16 protein-coding genes and 1 riboswitch are annotated in these 17,435 nt (G+C 72.3%); of the genes, 10 read left to right on the top strand and 6 right to left on the bottom strand.

The genetic code is table 11. The features are described from left to right. Nucleotides 1-76 precede the first annotated feature (76 nt). Nucleotides 77-1,732: a diguanylate cyclase CdgB gene (gene cdgB / locus ACZ5DC_RS16760; protein ID WP_468653349.1), complete on the top strand. Its 1,656-nt coding sequence runs from the start codon at nt 77-79 to the stop codon at nt 1,730-1,732. Between the two features lie 118 nt (nt 1,733-1,850). Next, complete coding sequence (locus tag ACZ5DC_RS16755; protein ID WP_468653347.1) at nt 1,851-2,768, top strand: CBM35 domain-containing protein; 918 nt, start codon at nt 1,851-1,853, stop codon at nt 2,766-2,768. On the opposite strand, the gene ACZ5DC_RS16750 is transcribed toward ACZ5DC_RS16755, so the two are convergent. The 3 genes from ACZ5DC_RS16750 to ACZ5DC_RS16740 all read right to left on the bottom strand — a co-directional run bounded on the left by ACZ5DC_RS16750 (nt 2,765) and on the right by ACZ5DC_RS16740 (nt 5,962). Continuing rightward, entirely contained in the window at nt 2,765-3,694 is a 930-nt protein-coding gene (locus tag ACZ5DC_RS16750) for a 1-phosphofructokinase family hexose kinase (RefSeq protein ID WP_468653345.1), read from the bottom strand. The genes ACZ5DC_RS16755 and ACZ5DC_RS16750 overlap by 4 nt on opposite strands. A 121-nt stretch (nt 3,695-3,815) precedes the next feature. Further along, entirely contained in the window at nt 3,816-5,018 is a 1,203-nt protein-coding gene (nagA, locus tag ACZ5DC_RS16745; RefSeq protein WP_468653343.1) for an N-acetylglucosamine-6-phosphate deacetylase, read from the bottom strand. After that, a complete protein-coding gene (locus ACZ5DC_RS16740) occupies nt 5,018-5,962 on the bottom strand; it encodes an ROK family protein (RefSeq protein ID WP_468653558.1) in 945 nt (314 codons plus the stop codon). Before ACZ5DC_RS16740 ends, nagA begins: the two co-directional genes overlap by 1 nt. 158 nt (nt 5,963-6,120) lie before the next feature. On the opposite strand from ACZ5DC_RS16740, the gene ACZ5DC_RS16735 reads away from it, so the two are divergent. The 3 genes from ACZ5DC_RS16735 (at nt 6,121) to otsB (ending at nt 8,575) form a co-directional block, all read left to right on the top strand. Further along, nucleotides 6,121-7,356: an ABC transporter substrate-binding protein gene (locus ACZ5DC_RS16735; protein ID WP_468653556.1), complete on the top strand. Its 1,236-nt coding sequence runs from the start codon at nt 6,121-6,123 to the stop codon at nt 7,354-7,356. Nucleotides 7,357-7,392: 36 nt separating this feature from the next. After that, on the top strand, nt 7,393-7,617 hold the full coding sequence (locus ACZ5DC_RS16730) for a DUF3263 domain-containing protein (RefSeq protein ID WP_468653342.1): 225 nt from the start codon (nt 7,393-7,395) through the stop codon (nt 7,615-7,617). Between the two features lie 94 nt (nt 7,618-7,711). Continuing rightward, nucleotides 7,712-8,575, top strand: coding sequence for a trehalose-phosphatase (gene otsB, locus ACZ5DC_RS16725; protein ID WP_366749897.1), 864 nt, complete (start codon nt 7,712-7,714; stop codon nt 8,573-8,575). On the opposite strand, the gene ACZ5DC_RS16720 is transcribed toward otsB, so the two are convergent. Further along, nucleotides 8,542-9,981: an alpha,alpha-trehalose-phosphate synthase (UDP-forming) gene (locus ACZ5DC_RS16720; RefSeq protein ID WP_468653339.1), complete on the bottom strand. Its 1,440-nt coding sequence runs from the start codon at nt 9,979-9,981 to the stop codon at nt 8,542-8,544. The two genes, otsB and ACZ5DC_RS16720, sit on opposite strands and share 34 nt — an antisense overlap. Nucleotides 9,982-10,055: 74 nt before the next feature. After that, on the bottom strand, nt 10,056-11,000 hold the full coding sequence (locus ACZ5DC_RS16715; RefSeq protein ID WP_468653337.1) for a glucosyl-3-phosphoglycerate synthase: 945 nt from the start codon (nt 10,998-11,000) through the stop codon (nt 10,056-10,058). Nucleotides 11,001-11,131: 131 nt separating this feature from the next. Further along, nucleotides 11,132-11,271: riboswitch (SAM riboswitch) on the top strand. Between the two features lie 17 nt (nt 11,272-11,288). Here ACZ5DC_RS16715 and thrC point away from each other — a divergent pair. The 5 genes from thrC to ACZ5DC_RS16690 all read left to right on the top strand — a co-directional run bounded on the left by thrC (nt 11,289) and on the right by ACZ5DC_RS16690 (nt 16,829). Then, the gene (gene thrC / locus ACZ5DC_RS16710) at nt 11,289-12,572 is read left to right on the top strand and encodes a threonine synthase (RefSeq protein ID WP_468653335.1); all 1,284 of its coding nucleotides are present in this window, start codon (nt 11,289-11,291) and stop codon (nt 12,570-12,572) included. A gap of 43 nt (nt 12,573-12,615) precedes the next feature. After that, the gene (locus ACZ5DC_RS16705; RefSeq protein WP_468653333.1) at nt 12,616-12,891 is read left to right on the top strand and encodes a ubiquitin-like small modifier protein 1; all 276 of its coding nucleotides are present in this window, start codon (nt 12,616-12,618) and stop codon (nt 12,889-12,891) included. A gap of 449 nt (nt 12,892-13,340) precedes the next feature. Then, nucleotides 13,341-13,544, top strand: coding sequence for a cold-shock protein (locus ACZ5DC_RS16700; RefSeq protein ID WP_004986573.1), 204 nt, complete (start codon nt 13,341-13,343; stop codon nt 13,542-13,544). 299 nt (nt 13,545-13,843) lie between these two features. Then, a complete protein-coding gene (groL, locus tag ACZ5DC_RS16695) occupies nt 13,844-15,466 on the top strand; it encodes a chaperonin GroEL (protein WP_014673417.1) in 1,623 nt (540 codons plus the stop codon). Between the two features lie 235 nt (nt 15,467-15,701). Then, entirely contained in the window at nt 15,702-16,829 is a 1,128-nt protein-coding gene (locus ACZ5DC_RS16690) for an NADH:flavin oxidoreductase (RefSeq protein ID WP_468653331.1), read from the top strand. Nucleotides 16,830-16,856: 27 nt separating this feature from the next. On the opposite strand, the gene ACZ5DC_RS16685 is transcribed toward ACZ5DC_RS16690, so the two are convergent. Then, entirely contained in the window at nt 16,857-17,429 is a 573-nt protein-coding gene (locus ACZ5DC_RS16685) for a hypothetical protein (RefSeq protein ID WP_468653329.1), read from the bottom strand. Between the last annotated feature and the right edge of the window lie 6 nt (nt 17,430-17,435).

The raw sequence follows: 17,435 nt of genomic DNA, 5'->3' as shown, positions 1-17,435 counted from the left end.
TTCAGTGGCGGGGAAGCCACGAAGAGGTTCAGACACAACCCTTGATTCGCTGCGAGGTCTCGGGGGGAGGGTGAGCATGGAGACCGAGTCGGAGCCGTATGTCCGTCTTGCGTCCCTGCGACAGCTGCACCAGGTCATGGCCGACATGAACACGGCACGCAGCCTGGCGGACACACTGCAGACCGTCGCGGACGGCGCCGTGTCCGCCCTCGGCTACGAGATGGCGGCCGTCAACCTGGTCCGCCAGGACGGCGATCTCGTGGTCGCCGCCTTCTCCGGCAACTCCGCCGCCGAGGCCCTGATCACCGGCCGGGCCGGCTCGCGGGAGTCCTGGGACCGGCGGCTGGGCATGGGCGAACGCTGGGGCGACCTCGTCTTCATACCGCACACCGAGGGCTGGGTCCTCGACGACGACGACGTCCCCCAGTGGTACACCGACGGGCCCGAGCCGCGCTTCGAGGACGAGTGGCACCCCTCCGACCGGCTCTTCGCGCCCATGTACACCCCGGGCGTGCAGGGCACCGCCTGCGGCGAACTGCTCGGCGTCATATCCGTCGACCGGCCGCGCAACGGCCGCCGCCCCGGCGCCTGGGGCCGCGAGGCCCTCCAGATGTACGCCTTCCAGGCCGCCATCGCGATCAGCAACGCCCGCCTGCGCGCCAACATGCAGCGCGCCCTGGTCCGGCTGGAGCGCGAGCAGCAGGCCCTGCGCGCCAGCGAGGAATCCTTCCGCCAGGCCTTCGAGTACGCCCCCTCCGGCATGGCCATCGCCGAGATGGGCGGCGACCAGCACGGCCGCATCCTGCGCACCAACGACGCCCTGTGCCGGCTGCTCGGCCGGCCCGCCTCCGCGATGCGCCGCTACTCCTTCGCCGACCTCGTCCACCCCGAGGACGTCGGCACCCTGCTGCGGACCTCCGCGGAGGGCGGCCGGGCGGAACTGCGGCTGGGCCGCCGCGACGGCACCTACGTCTGGGTGTCCCTGCGCAACAGCGTCGTCGCCGACGCCGCCGACGGCCCCCGCTTCCTGCTCACCCACGTCGAGGACATAGAGGAGCGCAAGCGGCGCGAGCTCCAGCTCGCCCACCGGGCCTCCCACGACTCGCTGACCGGCCTGCCCAACTCCGCCGAACTGCGCTCGCGGCTGTCCGCCCGGCTGTGCCGGCGCCCCGCGCACGCCGGCGCGCTGGAGTCCCTGGACGCGGCCTACGGCCACCCCGCCTTCGACGCCCCCGCGGACCACGGCTTCGACTTCACGCCGGGCGCGGAGGGCTTCGACGCCTACGACCACCATGTGCACACCGTCGCCCCCGAGGACGGCCGCGACGACGGCACCAAGGGCCTCGCGGTCCTCTTCTGCGACCTCGACGGCTTCAAGTCGATCAACGACCGGTTCGGGCACAACGCGGGCGACGCGGTGCTCATCGAGGTCGCGCGGCGGCTGAGCAACGGCGTCCGCGACGGCGACACGGTCGCCCGGCTCGGCGGCGACGAGTTCGTGATCCTCGCCGACGGTCTCGGCCGGGCCGACGCCCAGGACCTCGCCGTACGGCTGCGCAACGAGATCATCCAGCCGATCCGCGCCGAGGGCCGGGCCGTCCGGGTGGGCGCGAGTTTCGGCATCGGCTGGGCGCACTGCGGGATGACGGCGGACGAGGTGCTGAAGTCCGCTGACGAGCGGATGTACGTAGAGAAACGATCTCGTCCCAAACAGCACCGTCGCGCTGGATGATGCGCAGGTCAGCGAGTTGATGCGGTCCGAGTCACCTGTTTGGGCCGGCGAGAGCGGGTAGGCTCGCCATTCCACACCCGTACCGCATCCGACCGCATCTGTTGAGGAGTACCAAGGGATGACGCCCGGCGACAACGGCGCGAGCACGCCCGAGGACGACGACCCGTTCGGCTACCTGTACGCAGACGGCCAGGCCCGGGGAGCCCAGCCGCCGTCCGGCGGTTACGGCTACCCGAACTCGGTCAGCAGGGTGCGCGCGGTCGGCGAGCGCAGCTACGGCGCGCAGCAGGCGACGTACGGCCAGGGCGTCCCCCAGCAGGGCGCCTACGGCCAGCCGAACGCCCACTACCAGGCCCCGGAGACGCTCCCGGGCGGCGCCCCGGCCTCCCACCGCCCCGCGGCCTCCGCGCCCGGCCGTCGCGGCCCCAACACCAAGGGCCTGCTGATCGGCGCGATCGCCGTGGTCGCCGCGGTCGTCATCGGCATCGGTGTCGCGATGATCAACGGCAACACAGACGACGACAACTCCGGCAACGAGGCCGGCTCCACCCCGGCCCAGTCCCAGACCAGCAGCCCGAGCCCGTCGGGCAGCGGTTCGGCGGCCCCGGGCGAGCTGCCGAAGTCGGACGCGAGCGCGCTCCAGCTGGCCGGCGGTGCGACCAAGGCGACGGACGTACAGGGCGCACGAGCGGCGGGCGGCACCTATGTGGGCGGTCTGAACACGGTGGGGGCCTCGGTGACGTGGACCGTGGACATCCCCGAGGGGGGCGCGTACACCCTCCTCGCGCGGTACAACAACCCGGGTGAGAACCAGTCGATGACCCTCACCGTCAACGGTCAGAAGTACGGCAGCGGGTTCAACTTCGCCAACTGGACGCGCCTGTCCGACCCGGCGAAGGCGTGGACGGAGAGCTACGCCTACCCGACGCTGAACAAGGGCTCCAACACCATCTCCCTGTCCTGCCAGCCGGGCGACAAGTGCGACGTCCTCCTGGACCAGCTCTGGCTGAAGAAGGGCAAGGTCGGCCGGGGCTAGGCCGCGCTGACCGCGCCGGTCACCGCCACCCGTTCCCGCAGCTCCTCGTAGGCCGCCCGGTCGAACTCGCCCGCCGCGGGGGACCGCACCGTCGCCGCCGACAAGGCGACCGCGCGGGTGAGGCGGTCCGGCCAGGGGAGGTGTTCCGCCAGGCCGGACAGCAGGCCCGCCACCGCCGAGTCGCCCGCGCCGGTGGGGTTGCCGAACTCGGGGGCCGGCGGAGTGGCGCGCCAGCGGCCCTCGGGGGTGACGGCGAGCAGGCCGTCCGGGCCGAGGGAGGCGACCACCGTGCGGGCGCCGCGGCGCCGGGCGTCCTGGGTGGCGCGCAGCGGGTCGTGGGAGCCGGTGAGTTCGGCCAGTTCGTCGGTGTTCGGCTTGATGATGTCCGGGCGGGCCGCGACGCCCCGGCGCAGCGGTTCGCCGCTCGTGTCCAGCAGCACCGGCACGCCGGCGGACCGGGCCGTGCGGACCAGGTTCGCGTACGCGCCGACCGGGACCCCCGGGGGCAGGCTCCCGCACAGGGCCACCGCCGAGGCGCCCTCCAGCAGTTCCTCGTAGCGGTCGAGGAAGGCGCCCCACTCGGCCGGCGCGATCTGCGGGCCGGGCTCGTTCAGCTGGGTCGTGTCACCCGCCAGTTCGTCGGCCACGGCTATCGTGCGCCGGGTCGCCCCGGCGACCGGCACCAGCGCGTCCGTCAGTCCGGGCGTGCCGGCCAGCCCGTCGCGTACCGCCCGGCCGGTCCCGCCGCCCGCGAAGCCGGTGACCGTCACCTCGTGGCCGAGCGCGGCCAGCACCCGGGCCACGTTGACGCCCTTGCCGCCGGGCCGTTCGGTCACCTCGGAGACGCGGTGCGAGGCATGCGGCCGCAGCGACCGAACGCGATAGGTGATGTCGAGAGCGGTGTTCAGCGTGACCGTGAGGATCACCCGGGCCGACCTCCCTCGAAGTCCGTGCGGCTGTCTCGTTTCCGGGGCTTCGATCATGCCAAAGAGACGGCGGCCGGCCCAGTGCGCGGGCCGGCCGCCGTCTCCTCGACACCGGTACGGATCAGGGCAGTTGGGGCGCTACCACCCATTCGCCCTGCCGCATCACGCCCTTCAGCGCGAAGTCCGCGTCCAGCAGGACCAGGTCGGCGTCCTTGCCGGGCTCCAGGGACCCGACGCGGTCGGAGAGGCCGAGCAGCCGGGCCGGGTTGGCCGACAGGGCGGTCACGGCGTCCTCCACCGACAGCTTGTCGACGGTCACCGCCCGCTGGAACGCGCGGTCCAGCGTCAGCGTGGAGCCCGCGATCGAACCGCCCTCCACCAGCCGGGCCACGCCCTCGCTGACCTCGACCTCCAGCGGTCCGAGCATGTAGCGCCCGTCGCCGGTGCCGGCCGCGTCCATCGCGTCGGTGATGAACGCCACGCGGTCGGCGCCCGCGTGATGGAACGCCAGCTCCAGCGCGGCGGGGTGCAGGTGGACGCCGTCGTTGATCAGCTCGACCGTGACCCGCTCGTCCTCCAGCAGGGCGGCGATCGGGCCGGGCGAGCGGTGGTTGAGGGCGGGCATGGCGTTGAAGAGGTGGGTGGCGACGGTGGCGCCCGCGTCGATCGCCGCGGACGTCTGCTCGTAGGAGGCGTCCGTGTGCCCGATCGCCGCGATCACGCCGTGCTCGGCGAGCAGCCGTACGGAGTCGATGCCGCCCGGCAGCTCGGCCGCGAGGGTGACCATCCTCGCCTTGCCGCGCGCCGCGTCGATCAGCTTGCGGACCTCGGCCGGGTCCGGGTCGCGCAGCAGCTTCTCGGAGTGCGCGCCCTTGCGGCACGGCGAGATGAACGGCCCCTCGAAGTGGATGCCCGCGATGTCGCCCTGCTCGGCCAGCTCGCTGAGCAGGCCGGCCTGACGCACCAGCAGGTCCATCTCGTCGGTGACGGTGGAGGCGACGAGGGTGGTCGTGCCGTGGCGGCGGTGCGTGTGGATGGCGGTGAGGATCTGCTCGGCGGTGCCGGAGAAGGAGGCTCCGCCTCCGCCGTGGTTGTGGAGGTCCACGAAGCCGGGGACGAGCCAGTGGCCGGTGACGTCGACGACCTCGGCGCCGGCCGGTGCGGTACCGGCGATGCGCTTGCCGTCGACGGCCACCTGGCCGTTCTTCACCGTTCCGGTGGGGAGCACCACGTTCGCGCCGGTGAGCAGCTGCGGGCCGGTGGGGGTCGGCCGCGCCCCCGACGGGGCGCCGTGCCTGCCCGGAGTTTCCCGCTCGGTTGCCATCAGGTGCTTACCTCCGGAGTCGTAGAAGTGGCTGTCAGCAGGTCCTGCGCGAGCAGCCCCGCGCCCAGGCAGCCGGCCGCGTCGCCCAGCGCCGCCGGGACGATCGCCGGCAGTTTCTGGAAGGTGACCCGGTGCCGGACGGCGTCCCGCAGGGGCTGGAACAACACTTCCCCCGCCTCGGCCAGGCCGCCACCGATGATCAGCGTGCGGGGGTCCAGCAGGGTGAGGGCGGTGACCAGCCCGTCGGCGAGCGCGTCCACCGCCTCCCGCCAGACCCGGACGGCGTTCGGGTCACCGGACGCGACGGCGCGGGCGCAGTCCGCCGCGTCCGCCCCGGGGTCGCCGCAGGCCGCCGCCCAGGCCTCGCTGACGGCGGACGCGGAGGCGTACCGCTCCAGGCAGCCGCGCTGCCCGCAGGGGCAGACCGTGCCCCCGGGGCGTACGACGATGTGGCCGATCTCGCCCGCGAAGCCGTGCGCGCCGGCCTCGACCCGGCCGTCGATGCCGATGGCGCCGGCGATCCCCGTGCCCAGCGGCACGAACAGGAACCGGTCCGCGCCCCGGCCCGCGCCGATGCGGCCCTCCGCGAGGCCGCCGGTGCGGACGTCGTGGCCGAGGGCGACGGGCACCCCGAGCCGGTCGGTGAGCAGGTCCCGCAGCGGGACGTCCCGCCAGCCGAGGTTGGCGGCGTAGACGGCGGTGCCGGTCGTCTCGTCGACGATGCCGGGGACGGCGATGCCGGCCGCGCCGGCGGGCTCGCCGAGGTGCTCGACGCCGTACGCGCGCAGTTCGGCGGCGAAGTCGAGGATGCCCGCGAGCACCGCCTCCGGGCCGCGCTCGCGGCCGGTGGCGCGGCGGGCGCGGTGGAGCAGCCCGCCGTCGTCGCCGACCAGGGCGGCCTTCATCCCGGTACCGCCCACGTCGAGGGCGATGACATGTCTCACCACGGGCCTAGTGTGGCCCTCCCACCCGTGAGAGGTCTAGTCCACTCACGTGGTGTAGACCTTATGTGTCCACATATTGAACCGTCAGACAGCAGGGTTGGGGATTGAGCGTGCGTCGGCGTACGGCAGGAACGATCGCGGTGGTGTCCGCACTGGGCATGGCGGCGGTCCTCGGCGGCTGCGGGAGCACGGGCTCCTCCGACGTGACCCTCAGGCTCGTCGCCGCCGACTACGGCGACTCCGCCGCCAACAGCTCCAAGAAGTACTGGGACGCCCTGGTCAAGGAGTACGAGAAACAGCACCCGGACGTGAAGGTGGAGGTCAGCGTCTACTCCTGGAACGACGTCGACCGCAAGGTCAAGGAGATGGTCGACGCCGGCCACGCCCCGGACATGGCCCAGATCGGCGCCTACGCCGACTACGCCGCCGCCGGCAAGCTCTACCCGGTCTCCGACCTGCTCTCCATACGCACGCAGGCGGACTTCCTCTCCCCGCTCTCCGACGCCGGGCAGTGGAAGCACACGCAGTACGGCATCCCGTTCGCCGCCTCCACGCGCGTGCTCTTCTACAACAAGACCCTGTTCGCCAAGGCCAACCTGACGGCGCCCACCACCTGGGACGAGCTGGCCGCCGACGCCAGGGCGCTCAAGGCGCAGGGCGTGCAGTACCCGTACGCGCTGCCCCTCGGCCCCGAGGAGGCCCAGGCCGAGACCATGCAGTGGCTGCTCAGCGGCGGCAACGGCGGCAGCGGCTACACCGACGACGTCGGCACCTACACCATCGACTCCGCCACGAACGTCGAGACCTTCACCTGGCTCAAGGACGAGCTGGTCGGCAAGGGCCTGACCGGCCCGGTCGCCCCCGGCAAGCTCAACCGGGCCGCCGCGTTCGCCGCGTTCGCCGACGGCCGGGTCGGCATGGTCAACGGCCACCCCACGCTCATCCAGCAGGCGGCCAAGAAGGGCGTGAAGTTCGGCACGGTGCCGATGCCGGGCCGCACCGGCAGGGCCAGGGCCTCCATGGGCGTCGCCGACTGGATGATGGGCTTCAGGCAGAACGGGCACGCCGAGCAGATCGGCGGCTTCCTGGACTTCGCCTACAACGAGAAGAACGTCCTCGAGTTCTCCCGCGAGTACGGGCTGCTGCCGGTCACCAGCTCCGCGTCCAACACCATGGCGGCGTCGGACGCCTCCGCCGACAAGGCCCTGCGCCCCTTCCTGGAGCAGCTGCCGACCTCGGAGCTGTACCCCGTCGGCAAGACCTCCTGGGCGGCGGTCAGCGCGGCCGTGAAGCAGAACATCGGCCAGGCGGTCGCCCCCGGCGCCAGCCCCGCCGGTGTCCTGACCCGCCTGCAGTCGGCGGCCCTGGCGGCCGACAGCAGCAGCGTGAACTGAAGCCCGCTGTCGGTGCCCGCCGCTACCGTGGCAGGCATGGAACTGGGCACCCGCGAGCAAGCGGTCCTCGCGCTGGAGCGCCGGACCTTCCCCGGCCCCGGCGCGAAGGAACGCGCGATACGGGAGGAGCTGGACCTGTCCCCCGTCCGCTACCACCAGCTCCTCAACGCCCTCCTGGACGACGAGCGGGCCCTGGCCCACGACCCGGTGACGGTCAACCGCCTGCGCCGTATCCGCGAGACGAGACGCGCGGAACGCTGACCTTCCGCACACCCGGCGGGGGACCGGGGCCGGACCCCGGGGTGTGCGGCGCCGGCCCAGGCGTGAGCCGCCCCGAGCTGGATAGTGTCGCGGTATGGACGCTATGGACGCTCTGCCGACCCCGCGCACCCAAGCCGGCCAGGACGGCCTCGCCGCCCTGCTCGCGCAGCCCCGCACCGCCCTGGTCGGCCTGGACTTCGACGGCACGCTGGCCCCGATCGTCGCCGATCCCGAGCAGGCCCGCGCCCACCCCGGGGCCGTGCCCGCCCTCGCCGCCCTCGCCCCCGAGATCGCCTCCGTCGCCGTGATCACCGGCCGCCCGCCCGAGGTCGCGGTCCGCTACGGCGGCTTCGCCGGCGTCCCCGGCCTGGAGCACCTCACCGTCCTCGGCCACTACGGCGCCGAGCGCTGGGACGCGGCCACCGGCGAGCTGACCGCCCCGCCCCCGCACCCCGGCGTGGCCGCCGCCCGCGCCGAACTGCCGGGCCTGCTGGAGCGCGCCGGAGCGGGGGAGGGCACGTGGATCGAGGAGAAGGGCCGGGCGCTGGCGGTGCACACCCGCCGCGCCCCCGACCCGCGGGCCGCGTTCGAGGCCCTGCGCGCCCCCCTCGCCGACCTGGCCACCCGCCACGGCCTGATCGTCGAGCCCGGCCGGATGGTCCTGGAACTGCGCCCGCCGGGCATGGACAAGGGCGTGGCCCTCCTGGACCACGCCCGCGCCGTCCGGGCCGGCTGTGTCGTCTACGCCGGCGACGACCTGGGCGACCTCCCCGCCTTCGCCGCGATCGAGAAGCTGCGCACCAACGGCGTCCCCGGCCTGCTGGTGTGCAGCGGCAGCACGGAGGTCACGGAACTGGCGGACCGGGCCGACCTGGTGGTCGACGGCCCGGAGGGGGTCGTGGGCCTGCTGCGGGCGCTGGCCGCTCAGCTCGGCCGGGGGTCCAGCGCCGCCAGCTGATCGAGGAACCACCGGGCCGGCGGCAGCGCGGTCGCGGCGGCGGCCAGCCGCTTCGAGCGCTCCGCCCGCGCGTCCGCCGGCAGGCTCAGCGCCTCGTGCAGCGCCCGTGCCGTGCCCGCGATGTCGTACGGGTTCACCACGAAGGCGTCCTCGCCCAGCTCCTCGTACGCCCCCGCCTCCCGCGACAGCACCAGCGCGCAGCCCTCGTCGGAGACGACCGGGACCTCCTTGGCGACCAGGTTCATGCCGTCCCGGATGGGGTTCACCAGCGCCACGTCGGCCAGCCGGTAGGCGGCGAGGGAGCGGGCGAAGTCGTCCTTCACGTGCAGCACGACCGGGGTCCAGCCGGCCGTGCCGAACCGCTCGTTGATCTCGTCCGCGACCCGCCGCACCTGGGCGGTGTACTCCCGGTACACGGCGAGGTCCTGCCGGGACGGGTACGCGAAGGCCACGTGGACGACCTTCTCCCGCCACTCGGGGCGGTCCTCGAGCAGCTGCTCGTAGGCCAGCAGCCCGCGCACGATGTTCTTGGACAGCTCGGTCCGGTCCACCCGGACGATCGTCTTCCGGCCTGCTCCGATCTCCGCCCGCAGCGCCGCCATCCGCTCGTCCACGTCCGGCTCGTGCGCCCGCTTGCGCAGGAAGTCCGCGTCCGCGCCCAGCCCGTGCACCCCGATGCGGGTGCCGGAGGGGATGCCCGGCCCCAGCACCGCGTGGCAGCAGTCCGTGAACGCGTCCGCCCACCGCCGGGTGAGGAACGCCGCCCGGTCCGCGCCCAGGATGCCGCTGAGCAGCTCGGCCGCGATGTCGTCGGGAAGGAGCCGGAAGTAGTCCGGCGGCGCCCACGGGGTGTGCGAGAAGTGGCCGATGCGCAGGTCGGGCCGGAGCTGGCGGAGCATCCGCGGGGCCAGGGCCAGGTGGTAGTCCTGGATCAGCACGGCCGCGCCCTCGGCCGCCTCCTCGGCCAGCGCCTCGGCGAACGCCCGGTTGTAGGCCTCGTACGACGCCCACTGCCGCCGGAAACCGGCGTCGAAGACCGGCTCCAGCGGGGTCTGGTACAGCATGTGGTGGACGAACCAGAGCACCGAGTTGGCGATGCCGTTGTACGCCTCGGCGTGCACGGCCGCGTCGATGTCGAGCATCCGCACACGCTGCCCGCCGGTCTCCTCGGCCGGCAGCAGCCCGCCGGCCGCGCGCCGGACGGCCGCCCGGTCGCCGTCGCCCAGCGCGGCGCACACCCACACCGAGCCCGCGTCGGAGCCGATGGCGGACAGTCCCGAGACCAGCCCGCCGCCACCCCGCCGGGCGTGCAGCGAGCCGTCCTCGCCCACCTGATAGGAGACCGGGCCGCGGTTCGACGCGACCAGCACCTGAGCCTTCTGAGCAGCATCGAGCGTGGAAGCCATACGCCTCAACCTAGCCCGGCCCCCAACCGCTCAAACGTACGGCCCGCCCGGCGGACGGACCGTGTACGGCCCGTTCACGCCACCTTGCGCTCGGCGTACTCCGCGATCTCCGCCATGGGCGGCCGCTCCTCGGTGTCCACCGAGTAGGTGCGCGGCTCGAACCCCTCCTCCCCCCGCTCGAACTGGGTCAGCGCGGGCCGGATCAGATGGCCGCGGGCCAGCCGGAGCTGGGCGGTGCGGTAGATCGCGGCGGCCATCCGGCCGAGCGCCTGCCCGTCCTGGTGCCGGTGCCTGCGCACGCCCACGTCGACCTGGGCCAGCGCGTCCAGGCCCACCAGGTGCAGCGCGTCCACCAGCATGCCCAGCTCCACGCCGTAGCCGACGGGGAACGGCAGCTGTTCCAGCAGGGTGCGGCGGGCCGCGTACTCGCCGCCCAGCGGCTGCACGAACCCGGCCAGCCTGGGCCAGTGCATGTTCAGCAGCGGGCGGGCCATGAGCTCGGTGACCCGGCCGCCCTGCCCGGCACTGCCGCCGAGCGGGCGGTCGTACATCGCCTTGACCAGGTCGACGTCCGGGTCGGTGAGCAGCGGGCCGACGATCCCGGAGACGAAGTCGGAGGAGAACTCCCTGAGGTCCGCGTCGACGAAGCAGACGATGTCCCCGCCGGTCACCAGCAGCGAGCGCCACAGCACCTCGCCCTTGCCGGGGACGGCCGGGAGGCGCGGCAGGATGGTGTCGCGGTGGACGACCCGGGCGCCGGCGCGCGCGGCGACCTCGGAGGTGCGGTCGGTGGAGCCCGAGTCGACGACCACCAGCTCGTCGACGAGCGGCACCCGCTCCATGAGGTCGCGGCGGATGACCGCGACGATGTCGCCGACGGTCTCCTCCTCGTTGAGCGCGGGCAGCACGACACTGACGGTCTGGCCCGTGCGCTGCTTGGCGGCGAGGATCTGGTGCAGCGGCCGGTCGGCCACGGACCAGGACCGGGTGGTCAGCCAGCGCTCGACTTCTTCCAGCACAGTCTGCGGCTCCTCACTCGTGTCTCGCGGTTCGGACGACTATCTCAACTGTCCCGGCCGTCGGTTACAGTCTTGAACAACGCCGGTGACCATCGCATGTCGGGGGTCGCGCGCGTTCCACAACCGCATACCGCTCATCCAGAGGGGCAGAGGGACACGGCCCGGTGAAGCCCCGGCAACCCCCCTGACCGGACTCGTTCGCGCGAGGCTCACGGCCAGGGAAGGTGCCAATTCCGTCTCACGGCGAGGTGCGTCGTGAGGAAGATGAGGAGAAAGGGCCTCGCCTCCATGGCTGTGCAGACAGTTGCCACCACCAGCGAATCCACCGTCGACCTCGGCCCCGCCGCGGCCCTGAGCTGTCGCGAGTGCGGCCACCGGGTGCCGCTCGGCCCGGTCTTCGCCTGCGAGGAGTGCTTCGGCCCGCTGGAGATCGCCTACGACTTCTCCGCCTACGACACCGAGGACCTGCGCCGCCGCATCGAGGCGGGCCCCGCGAACATCTGGCGCTACGCGCCCCTGCTGCCGGTCCCGGCGGACGTCGCCGGCAAGCCGAACATCAATCCGGGCTGGACCAAGCTCGTCCAGGCCGACAACCTGGCCCGCGAGCTGGGCGTGACCGGCGGTCTGTACGTCAAGGACGACTCCGGCAACCCGACCCACTCCTTCAAGGACCGGGTCGTGGCCCAGGCCCTGGAGGCCGCCCGCGCCTTCGGCTTCACCACCCTGTCCTGCTCCTCGACCGGCAACCTGGCCGGCGCCGTCGGCGCCGCCGCCGCCCGCGCCGGCTTGCGCTCCTGCGTGTTCATCCCGCACGACCTGGAGCAGGGCAAGATCGTCATGGCCGCGGTCTACGGCGGAGAACTCGTCGGCATCGAGGGCAACTACGACGACGTGAACCGCTTCTGCTCCGAGCTGATCGGCGACCCGGCCGGCGAGGGCTGGGGCTTCGTCAACGTCAACCTGCGGCCGTACTACGCGGAGGGCTCCAAGACCCTGGCGTACGAGATCTGCGAGCAGCTCGGCTGGCGGCTGCCGGACCAGATCGTGGTCCCGATCGCCTCCGGCTCCCAGCTCACGAAGATCGACAAGGGGCTCCAGGAGCTGATCAAGCTGGGGCTGGTCGAGGACAGGCCGTACAAGATCTTCGGCGCCCAGGCCGAGGGCTGCTCCCCGGTCTCCACCGCCTTCAAGGCCGGCCACGACGTCGTACGGCCCCAGAAGCCGAACACCATCGCCAAGTCGCTGGCCATCGGCAACCCGGCCGACGGGCCGTACGTCCTGGACATCGCGCGCCGCACCGGCGGTGCCGTGGAGGACGTGACGGACGAGCAGGTCGTGGACGCGATCAAGCTGCTCGCGCGGACCGAGGGCATCTTCGCGGAGACCGCCGGCGGCGTGACGGTCGGCGTCACCCGCAAGCTGCTGGAGGCGGGCGTGCTGGACCCGGCGAAGACCACGGTCGTCCTGAACACCGGTGACGGCCTGAAGACCCTGGACGCGGTGGCCGGGACCGGCCTCACCGCCACCATCCGCCCGACCCTGGACTCCTTCCGCGAGGCCGGCCTCGCATGACAGGCCCCGCCGTACCCGTGAACCCGACCGGAGGTCCGACCGCATGAGCGTGACCGTTCGCATCCCTACCATCCTGCGCACCTACACCGGCGGGCAGGCCGAGGTCGCCGCCGACGGCGCGACGCTCGGCGAGGTCATCGCCGACCTGGAGAAGAACCACACGGGCATCGCCGCGCGCGTCCTGGACGACCAGGGCAAGCTGCGCCGGTTCGTCAACGTGTACGTCAACGACGACGACGTCCGTTTCGAGCAGGGCCTGGACACGGCGACCCCCGAGGGGGCCGGCGTCTCGATCATCCCGGCGGTCGCCGGCGGCTGAGCCGCGGATCCGCCCGATTATTACCTTCGGTAACCGCGGTTACCGGCTGTTCGCCCGATTGCCCCCTCCGTGAGAGAAACGGAGGGGGCAATTCTGTGTGATTGAGCGCGGTAGAGTTGGGGAACGCGGTCGCGGCCTCCGGGTCGCGGGCCCCGCGTTCCATGCCGCCCGCCCGACAAGAAGTAGCCAAAGTGTGTGGGTTGTCTGCGGCTTTTGTGGCCTTTATGGGGCCCGACTTGCCCTGAATTCAGATGAATTCTCGCTACATTCCGGACCGCTCGCGTCCAGAATTCTCGTCCGATTGACCTGTTGCAGACGGCAGTTGGACAGATACATTCAGCCGCGGTCGACGCGTTCCGGCGCACGCCCCCGACCAATTGGGGGGTGAGGTCTGACCCGGGTCCGCGAAGTGTGGATCTGTGCAAGGGCCAGTAATAGGGGAGTTAGGCATGGCTCAGGGCACCGTCAAGTGGTTCAACGCGGAGAAGGGGTACGGCTTCATCGCGGTCGACGGTGGTGCGGACGTCTTCGTCCACTACAGCGCGATTCAGATGGACGGCTACCGCACCCTGGAAGAGGGCCAGCGGGTCGAGTTCGAGATCTCGCAGGGCCAGAAGGGTCCGCAGGCCGACATGGTTCGCGTCACCGCCTGAACGTCTCTTGTCCGAAGGGCCCGCACCTCGCAGAGGGTGCGGGCCCTTCGCCGTGCCCCGGTTCCGCTGTTCGCGTGCGGCTGACGGGGGCCTCCCACCCGCCCAGGCGCTTGCACTCGACCATGCCGAGTGCTAATCATTGGCGTTAGCACTCTGAAGGTGAGAGTGACAGCGAAGGACCGGGTCGGTGAGGCCCGCGGGCCGGGTGGGGCAAGGAACCACGAGGCGCGCGAGCCGTCCGTCGCGGGCGCGGGCGCGGTCCGAAGGAATCACCCCCAGTCCTGGAGGGACCACTTCACATGGCCAAGATCATCGCGTTCGACGAGGAGGCGCGGCGCGGCCTCGAGCGCGGCATGAACCAGCTCGCGGACGCCGTGAAGGTGACGCTCGGCCCCAAGGGCCGCAACGTCGTCCTCGAGAAGAAGTGGGGCGCCCCCACGATCACCAACGATGGTGTCTCCATCGCCAAGGAGATCGAGCTCGAGGACCCGTACGAGAAGATCGGCGCCGAGCTGGTCAAGGAAGTCGCCAAGAAGACGGACGACGTCGCCGGCGACGGTACGACCACCGCGACCGTGCTCGCCCAGGCCCTGGTCAAGGAGGGCCTGCGCAACGTCGCCGCCGGTGCCAACCCGATGGCTCTGAAGCGCGGTATCGAGAAGGCCGTCGAGGCCGTCTCCGCCGCCCTGCTGGAGCAGGCGAAGGACGTCGAGACCAAGGAGCAGATCGCCTCCACCGCGTCCATCTCCGCCGCCGACACCCAGATCGGCGAGCTGATCGCCGAGGCCATGGACAAGGTCGGCAAGGAAGGCGTCATCACCGTCGAGGAGTCCAACACCTTCGGTCTGGAGCTTGAGCTCACCGAGGGCATGCGCTTCGACAAGGGCTACATCTCGGCCTACTTCGCGACCGACATGGAGCGCATGGAGGCGGTGCTGGAGGACCCGTACATCCTCATCGCCAACTCCAAGATCTCCTCGGTCAAGGACCTGCTCCCGCTGCTGGAGAAGGTCATGCAGTCGGGCAAGCCGCTGCTGATCATCGCCGAGGACGTCGAGGGCGAGGCCCTGTCGACCCTGGTCGTCAACAAGATCCGCGGCACCTTCAAGTCCGTCGCCGTCAAGGCCCCGGGCTTCGGTGACCGCCGCAAGGCCATGCTCGGCGACATCGCCATCCTCACGGGCGGCGAGGTCATCTCCGAGGAGGTCGGCCTCAAGCTGGAGAACGCGACCCTGGACCTCCTGGGCCGCGCCCGCAAGGTCGTCATCACCAAGGACGAGACCACCATCGTCGACGGTGCCGGCTCCTCCGAGCAGGTCAACGGCCGTGTGAACCAGATCCGCGCCGAGATCGAGAACAGCGACTCGGACTACGACCGCGAGAAGCTCCAGGAGCGCCTGGCGAAGCTCGCCGGCGGTGTCGCGGTCATCAAGGCCGGTGCCGCCACCGAGGTGGAGCTCAAGGAGCGCAAGCACCGCATCGAGGACGCCGTCCGCAACGCGAAGGCGGCCGTCGAGGAGGGCATCGTCGCCGGTGGTGGCGTGGCCCTGCTCCAGGCCTCCCAGGTCTTCGAGAAGCTGGAGCTGGAGGGTGACGAGGCGACCGGCGCCAACGCCGTGCGCATCGCCCTGGAGGCCCCGCTGAAGCAGATCGCCGTCAACGCCGGCCTCGAGGGCGGCGTCGTGGTGGAGAAGGTGCGCAACCTGACCCCGGGTCACGGCCTGAACGCCGCGACCGGCGAGTACGTCGACCTGGTCGCCGAGGGCATCATCGACCCGGCGAAGGTGACCCGTTCCGCGCTGCAGAACGCCGCCTCCATCGCCGCGCTGTTCCTCACCACCGAGGCCGTCATCGCCGACAAGCCGGAGAAGGCCGCGGCCCCGGCCGGCGGCGGCATGCCGGGCGGTGACATGGACTTCTGATCGACCTGACGGCCGATCGCTCGTCCTGCGGACCGAGGGCGGCACTCCCAGCCACCGGCTGGGAGTGCCGCCCTCGGCGTTTCCCGGGACCGGCGGAGAGTGTCCGGTATCACGTGAGCGAAACGGAGACCGGTCCGGTACACGGGCCGGCGGACGGTGTTTACTTAAGACGCTGCAACAATGCGTGCGCACATACCAACCGGTTCACCCCGTCGACTCACGAGGAGCCCCCCACGTGACCGTGACCACGCCCGCCGCCTCTCGCGCGGCCCGCGTCCTGTCCCGCCCCGTCAGGCTGAACGGCCTCACCGTCCCGAACCGCATCGTGATGGCGCCCATGACCCGCATGTTCTCGCCGGGCGGCGTCCCGGGCGAGGACGTCCGCTCGTACTACGCCCGCCGGGCCGCCGCCGGTGTCGGCCTCATCGTCACCGAGGGCACGTACGTCGGCCACGAGTCGGCCGGCAACAGCGCGCGCGTCCCGCGCTTCCACGGCGAGGAGCAGCTGGCGGGCTGGGCGAAGGTCGCCGAGGACGTGCACGCGGCCGGCGGCACGATCGTCCCGCAGCTGTGGCACATCGGCATGGTCCGCAAGCAGGGCGACGCCCCCTTCCCGGACGCGCCCGCCGTCGGCCCCTCCGGCCTGGAGGCCGCCGGCGCCGAGCCCACCGGCAAGGCGATGACGCAGTCGGACGTGGACGACGTCGTCGCCGCGTTCGCCGAGGCCGCTGCCGCCGCCGAGCGCATCGGCTTCGACGGCGTGGAGCTCCACGGCGCCCACGGCTACCTCCTCGACCAGTTCCTGTGGGCGGGCACCAACCGCCGCACCGACGCCTACGGCGGCGACCCGGTGGCCCGCACCCGGTTCTCCGCCGAGATCATCGCCGCCGTGCGGGCGGCGGTGTCGCCGGACTTCCCGGTCCTCTTCCGCTACTCGCAGTGGAAGCAGCAGGACTACACCGCCCGGCTCGCCGAGACCCCCGAGGAGCTGGAGGCCATCCTCACCCCGCTCGCGGAGGCCGGCGTCGACGCCTTCCACGCCTCCACCCGCCGCTACTGGCTGCCCGAGTTCGACGGCTCCGACCTGAACCTGGCCGGCTGGACGAAGAAGCTCACCGGCAAGCCCGTCGTCTCCGTCGGCTCGGTCGGCCTCGACGGCGACTTCATCAACGCCTTCCAGGGCGAGGGCTCCCCGGTCAAGGGCATCGACAACCTCCTGGACCGCCTGGAGGCGGACGAGTTCGACCTGGTGGCCGTCGGCCGCGCGCTGCTCCAGGACCCCGAGTGGGCGGCCAAGGTGCTCTCCGACCGCTTCGACGAGCTGAAGCCGTACGACGCGGCGGCCCTGAAGACCCTGAGCTGACCGGGGTCCCCCGGGGGGCGCCGGGGGCTAGAGGTTGCCCATCGGCTCGATGTCGACCCGCACCGGCGTCCCCCACACCCGCAGCACCTCGTAGTCGGTGAACTCGTGCACGAGCCGGTACGCCAGGGCGGGCCGGGAGCCGCGCCGCTGGGCGGCGAGGTACGCCTCCGCCTCGTGCCGGTCCCGCCTCGGCGTCCCGCACAGCTGCCACTCCTGGCCGTTCCACAGCTCCGGCAGCCACCGCTGCTGCGCCTGCGGCCGGTCACCGCGCACGCCGTACCGGGAGGGGGCGGTGGGCACCGGCTCGCCCGGCCGGGGCCTGCCGCCCTGGAACTCCGACCGCCGGGCGGCCCGGCGCCGGGTCTCGCACAGCAGGCACAGGTCGGGCGCGCTCTCGTCCACCGGTCCCTGCGGGTGCTCCGGGCAGCGGGTGGCGGGCGCGGCGGTGGTCACGGTGTCGTCCAGCAGGTCCAGGGCCCGCCGCAGGTCGTCCTTGATCTCGTGCAGCCGGGCGTCGGGCGTGTCGGCGGTCAGGGCGTCCCCGTGCTCCCCGAGCAGCCGGAGAGCCCGTCCGAGGGCGGTGAGCTGGGCGTGATTCATGTCGGT

Source organism: Streptomyces sp. NPDC031445 (genome assembly GCF_055581365.1).
The sequence above is the reverse complement of the archived record's forward strand: the minus strand, read 5'-3'. Positions and strand labels throughout refer to the sequence as shown.

What these genes read in the sequence shown, in the direction of transcription:
- ACZ5DC_RS16720 (WP_468653339.1), bottom strand. Translation starts at nt 9,981, where the DNA reads ATGGCTTCCACGCTCGATGCTGCTCAGAAGGCTCAGGTGCTGGTCGCG.
- nagA (WP_468653343.1), bottom strand. Translation starts at nt 5,018, where the DNA reads ATGGCAACCGAGCGGGAAACTCCGGGCAGGCACGGCGCCCCGTCGGGG.
- ACZ5DC_RS16755 (WP_468653347.1), top strand. Translation starts at nt 1,851, where the DNA reads ATGACGCCCGGCGACAACGGCGCGAGCACGCCCGAGGACGACGACCCG.
- ACZ5DC_RS16705 (WP_468653333.1), top strand. Translation starts at nt 12,616, where the DNA reads ATGAGCGTGACCGTTCGCATCCCTACCATCCTGCGCACCTACACCGGC.
- groL (WP_014673417.1), top strand. Translation starts at nt 13,844, where the DNA reads ATGGCCAAGATCATCGCGTTCGACGAGGAGGCGCGGCGCGGCCTCGAG.
- ACZ5DC_RS16730 (WP_468653342.1), top strand. Translation starts at nt 7,393, where the DNA reads ATGGAACTGGGCACCCGCGAGCAAGCGGTCCTCGCGCTGGAGCGCCGG.
- thrC (WP_468653335.1), top strand. Translation starts at nt 11,289, where the DNA reads ATGGCTGTGCAGACAGTTGCCACCACCAGCGAATCCACCGTCGACCTC.
- cdgB (WP_468653349.1), top strand. Translation starts at nt 77, where the DNA reads ATGGAGACCGAGTCGGAGCCGTATGTCCGTCTTGCGTCCCTGCGACAG.
- ACZ5DC_RS16735 (WP_468653556.1), top strand. Translation starts at nt 6,121, where the DNA reads ATGGCGGCGGTCCTCGGCGGCTGCGGGAGCACGGGCTCCTCCGACGTG.
- ACZ5DC_RS16685 (WP_468653329.1), bottom strand. Translation starts at nt 17,429, where the DNA reads ATGAATCACGCCCAGCTCACCGCCCTCGGACGGGCTCTCCGGCTGCTC.
- otsB (WP_366749897.1), top strand. Translation starts at nt 7,712, where the DNA reads ATGGACGCTATGGACGCTCTGCCGACCCCGCGCACCCAAGCCGGCCAG.
- ACZ5DC_RS16700 (WP_004986573.1), top strand. Translation starts at nt 13,341, where the DNA reads ATGGCTCAGGGCACCGTCAAGTGGTTCAACGCGGAGAAGGGGTACGGC.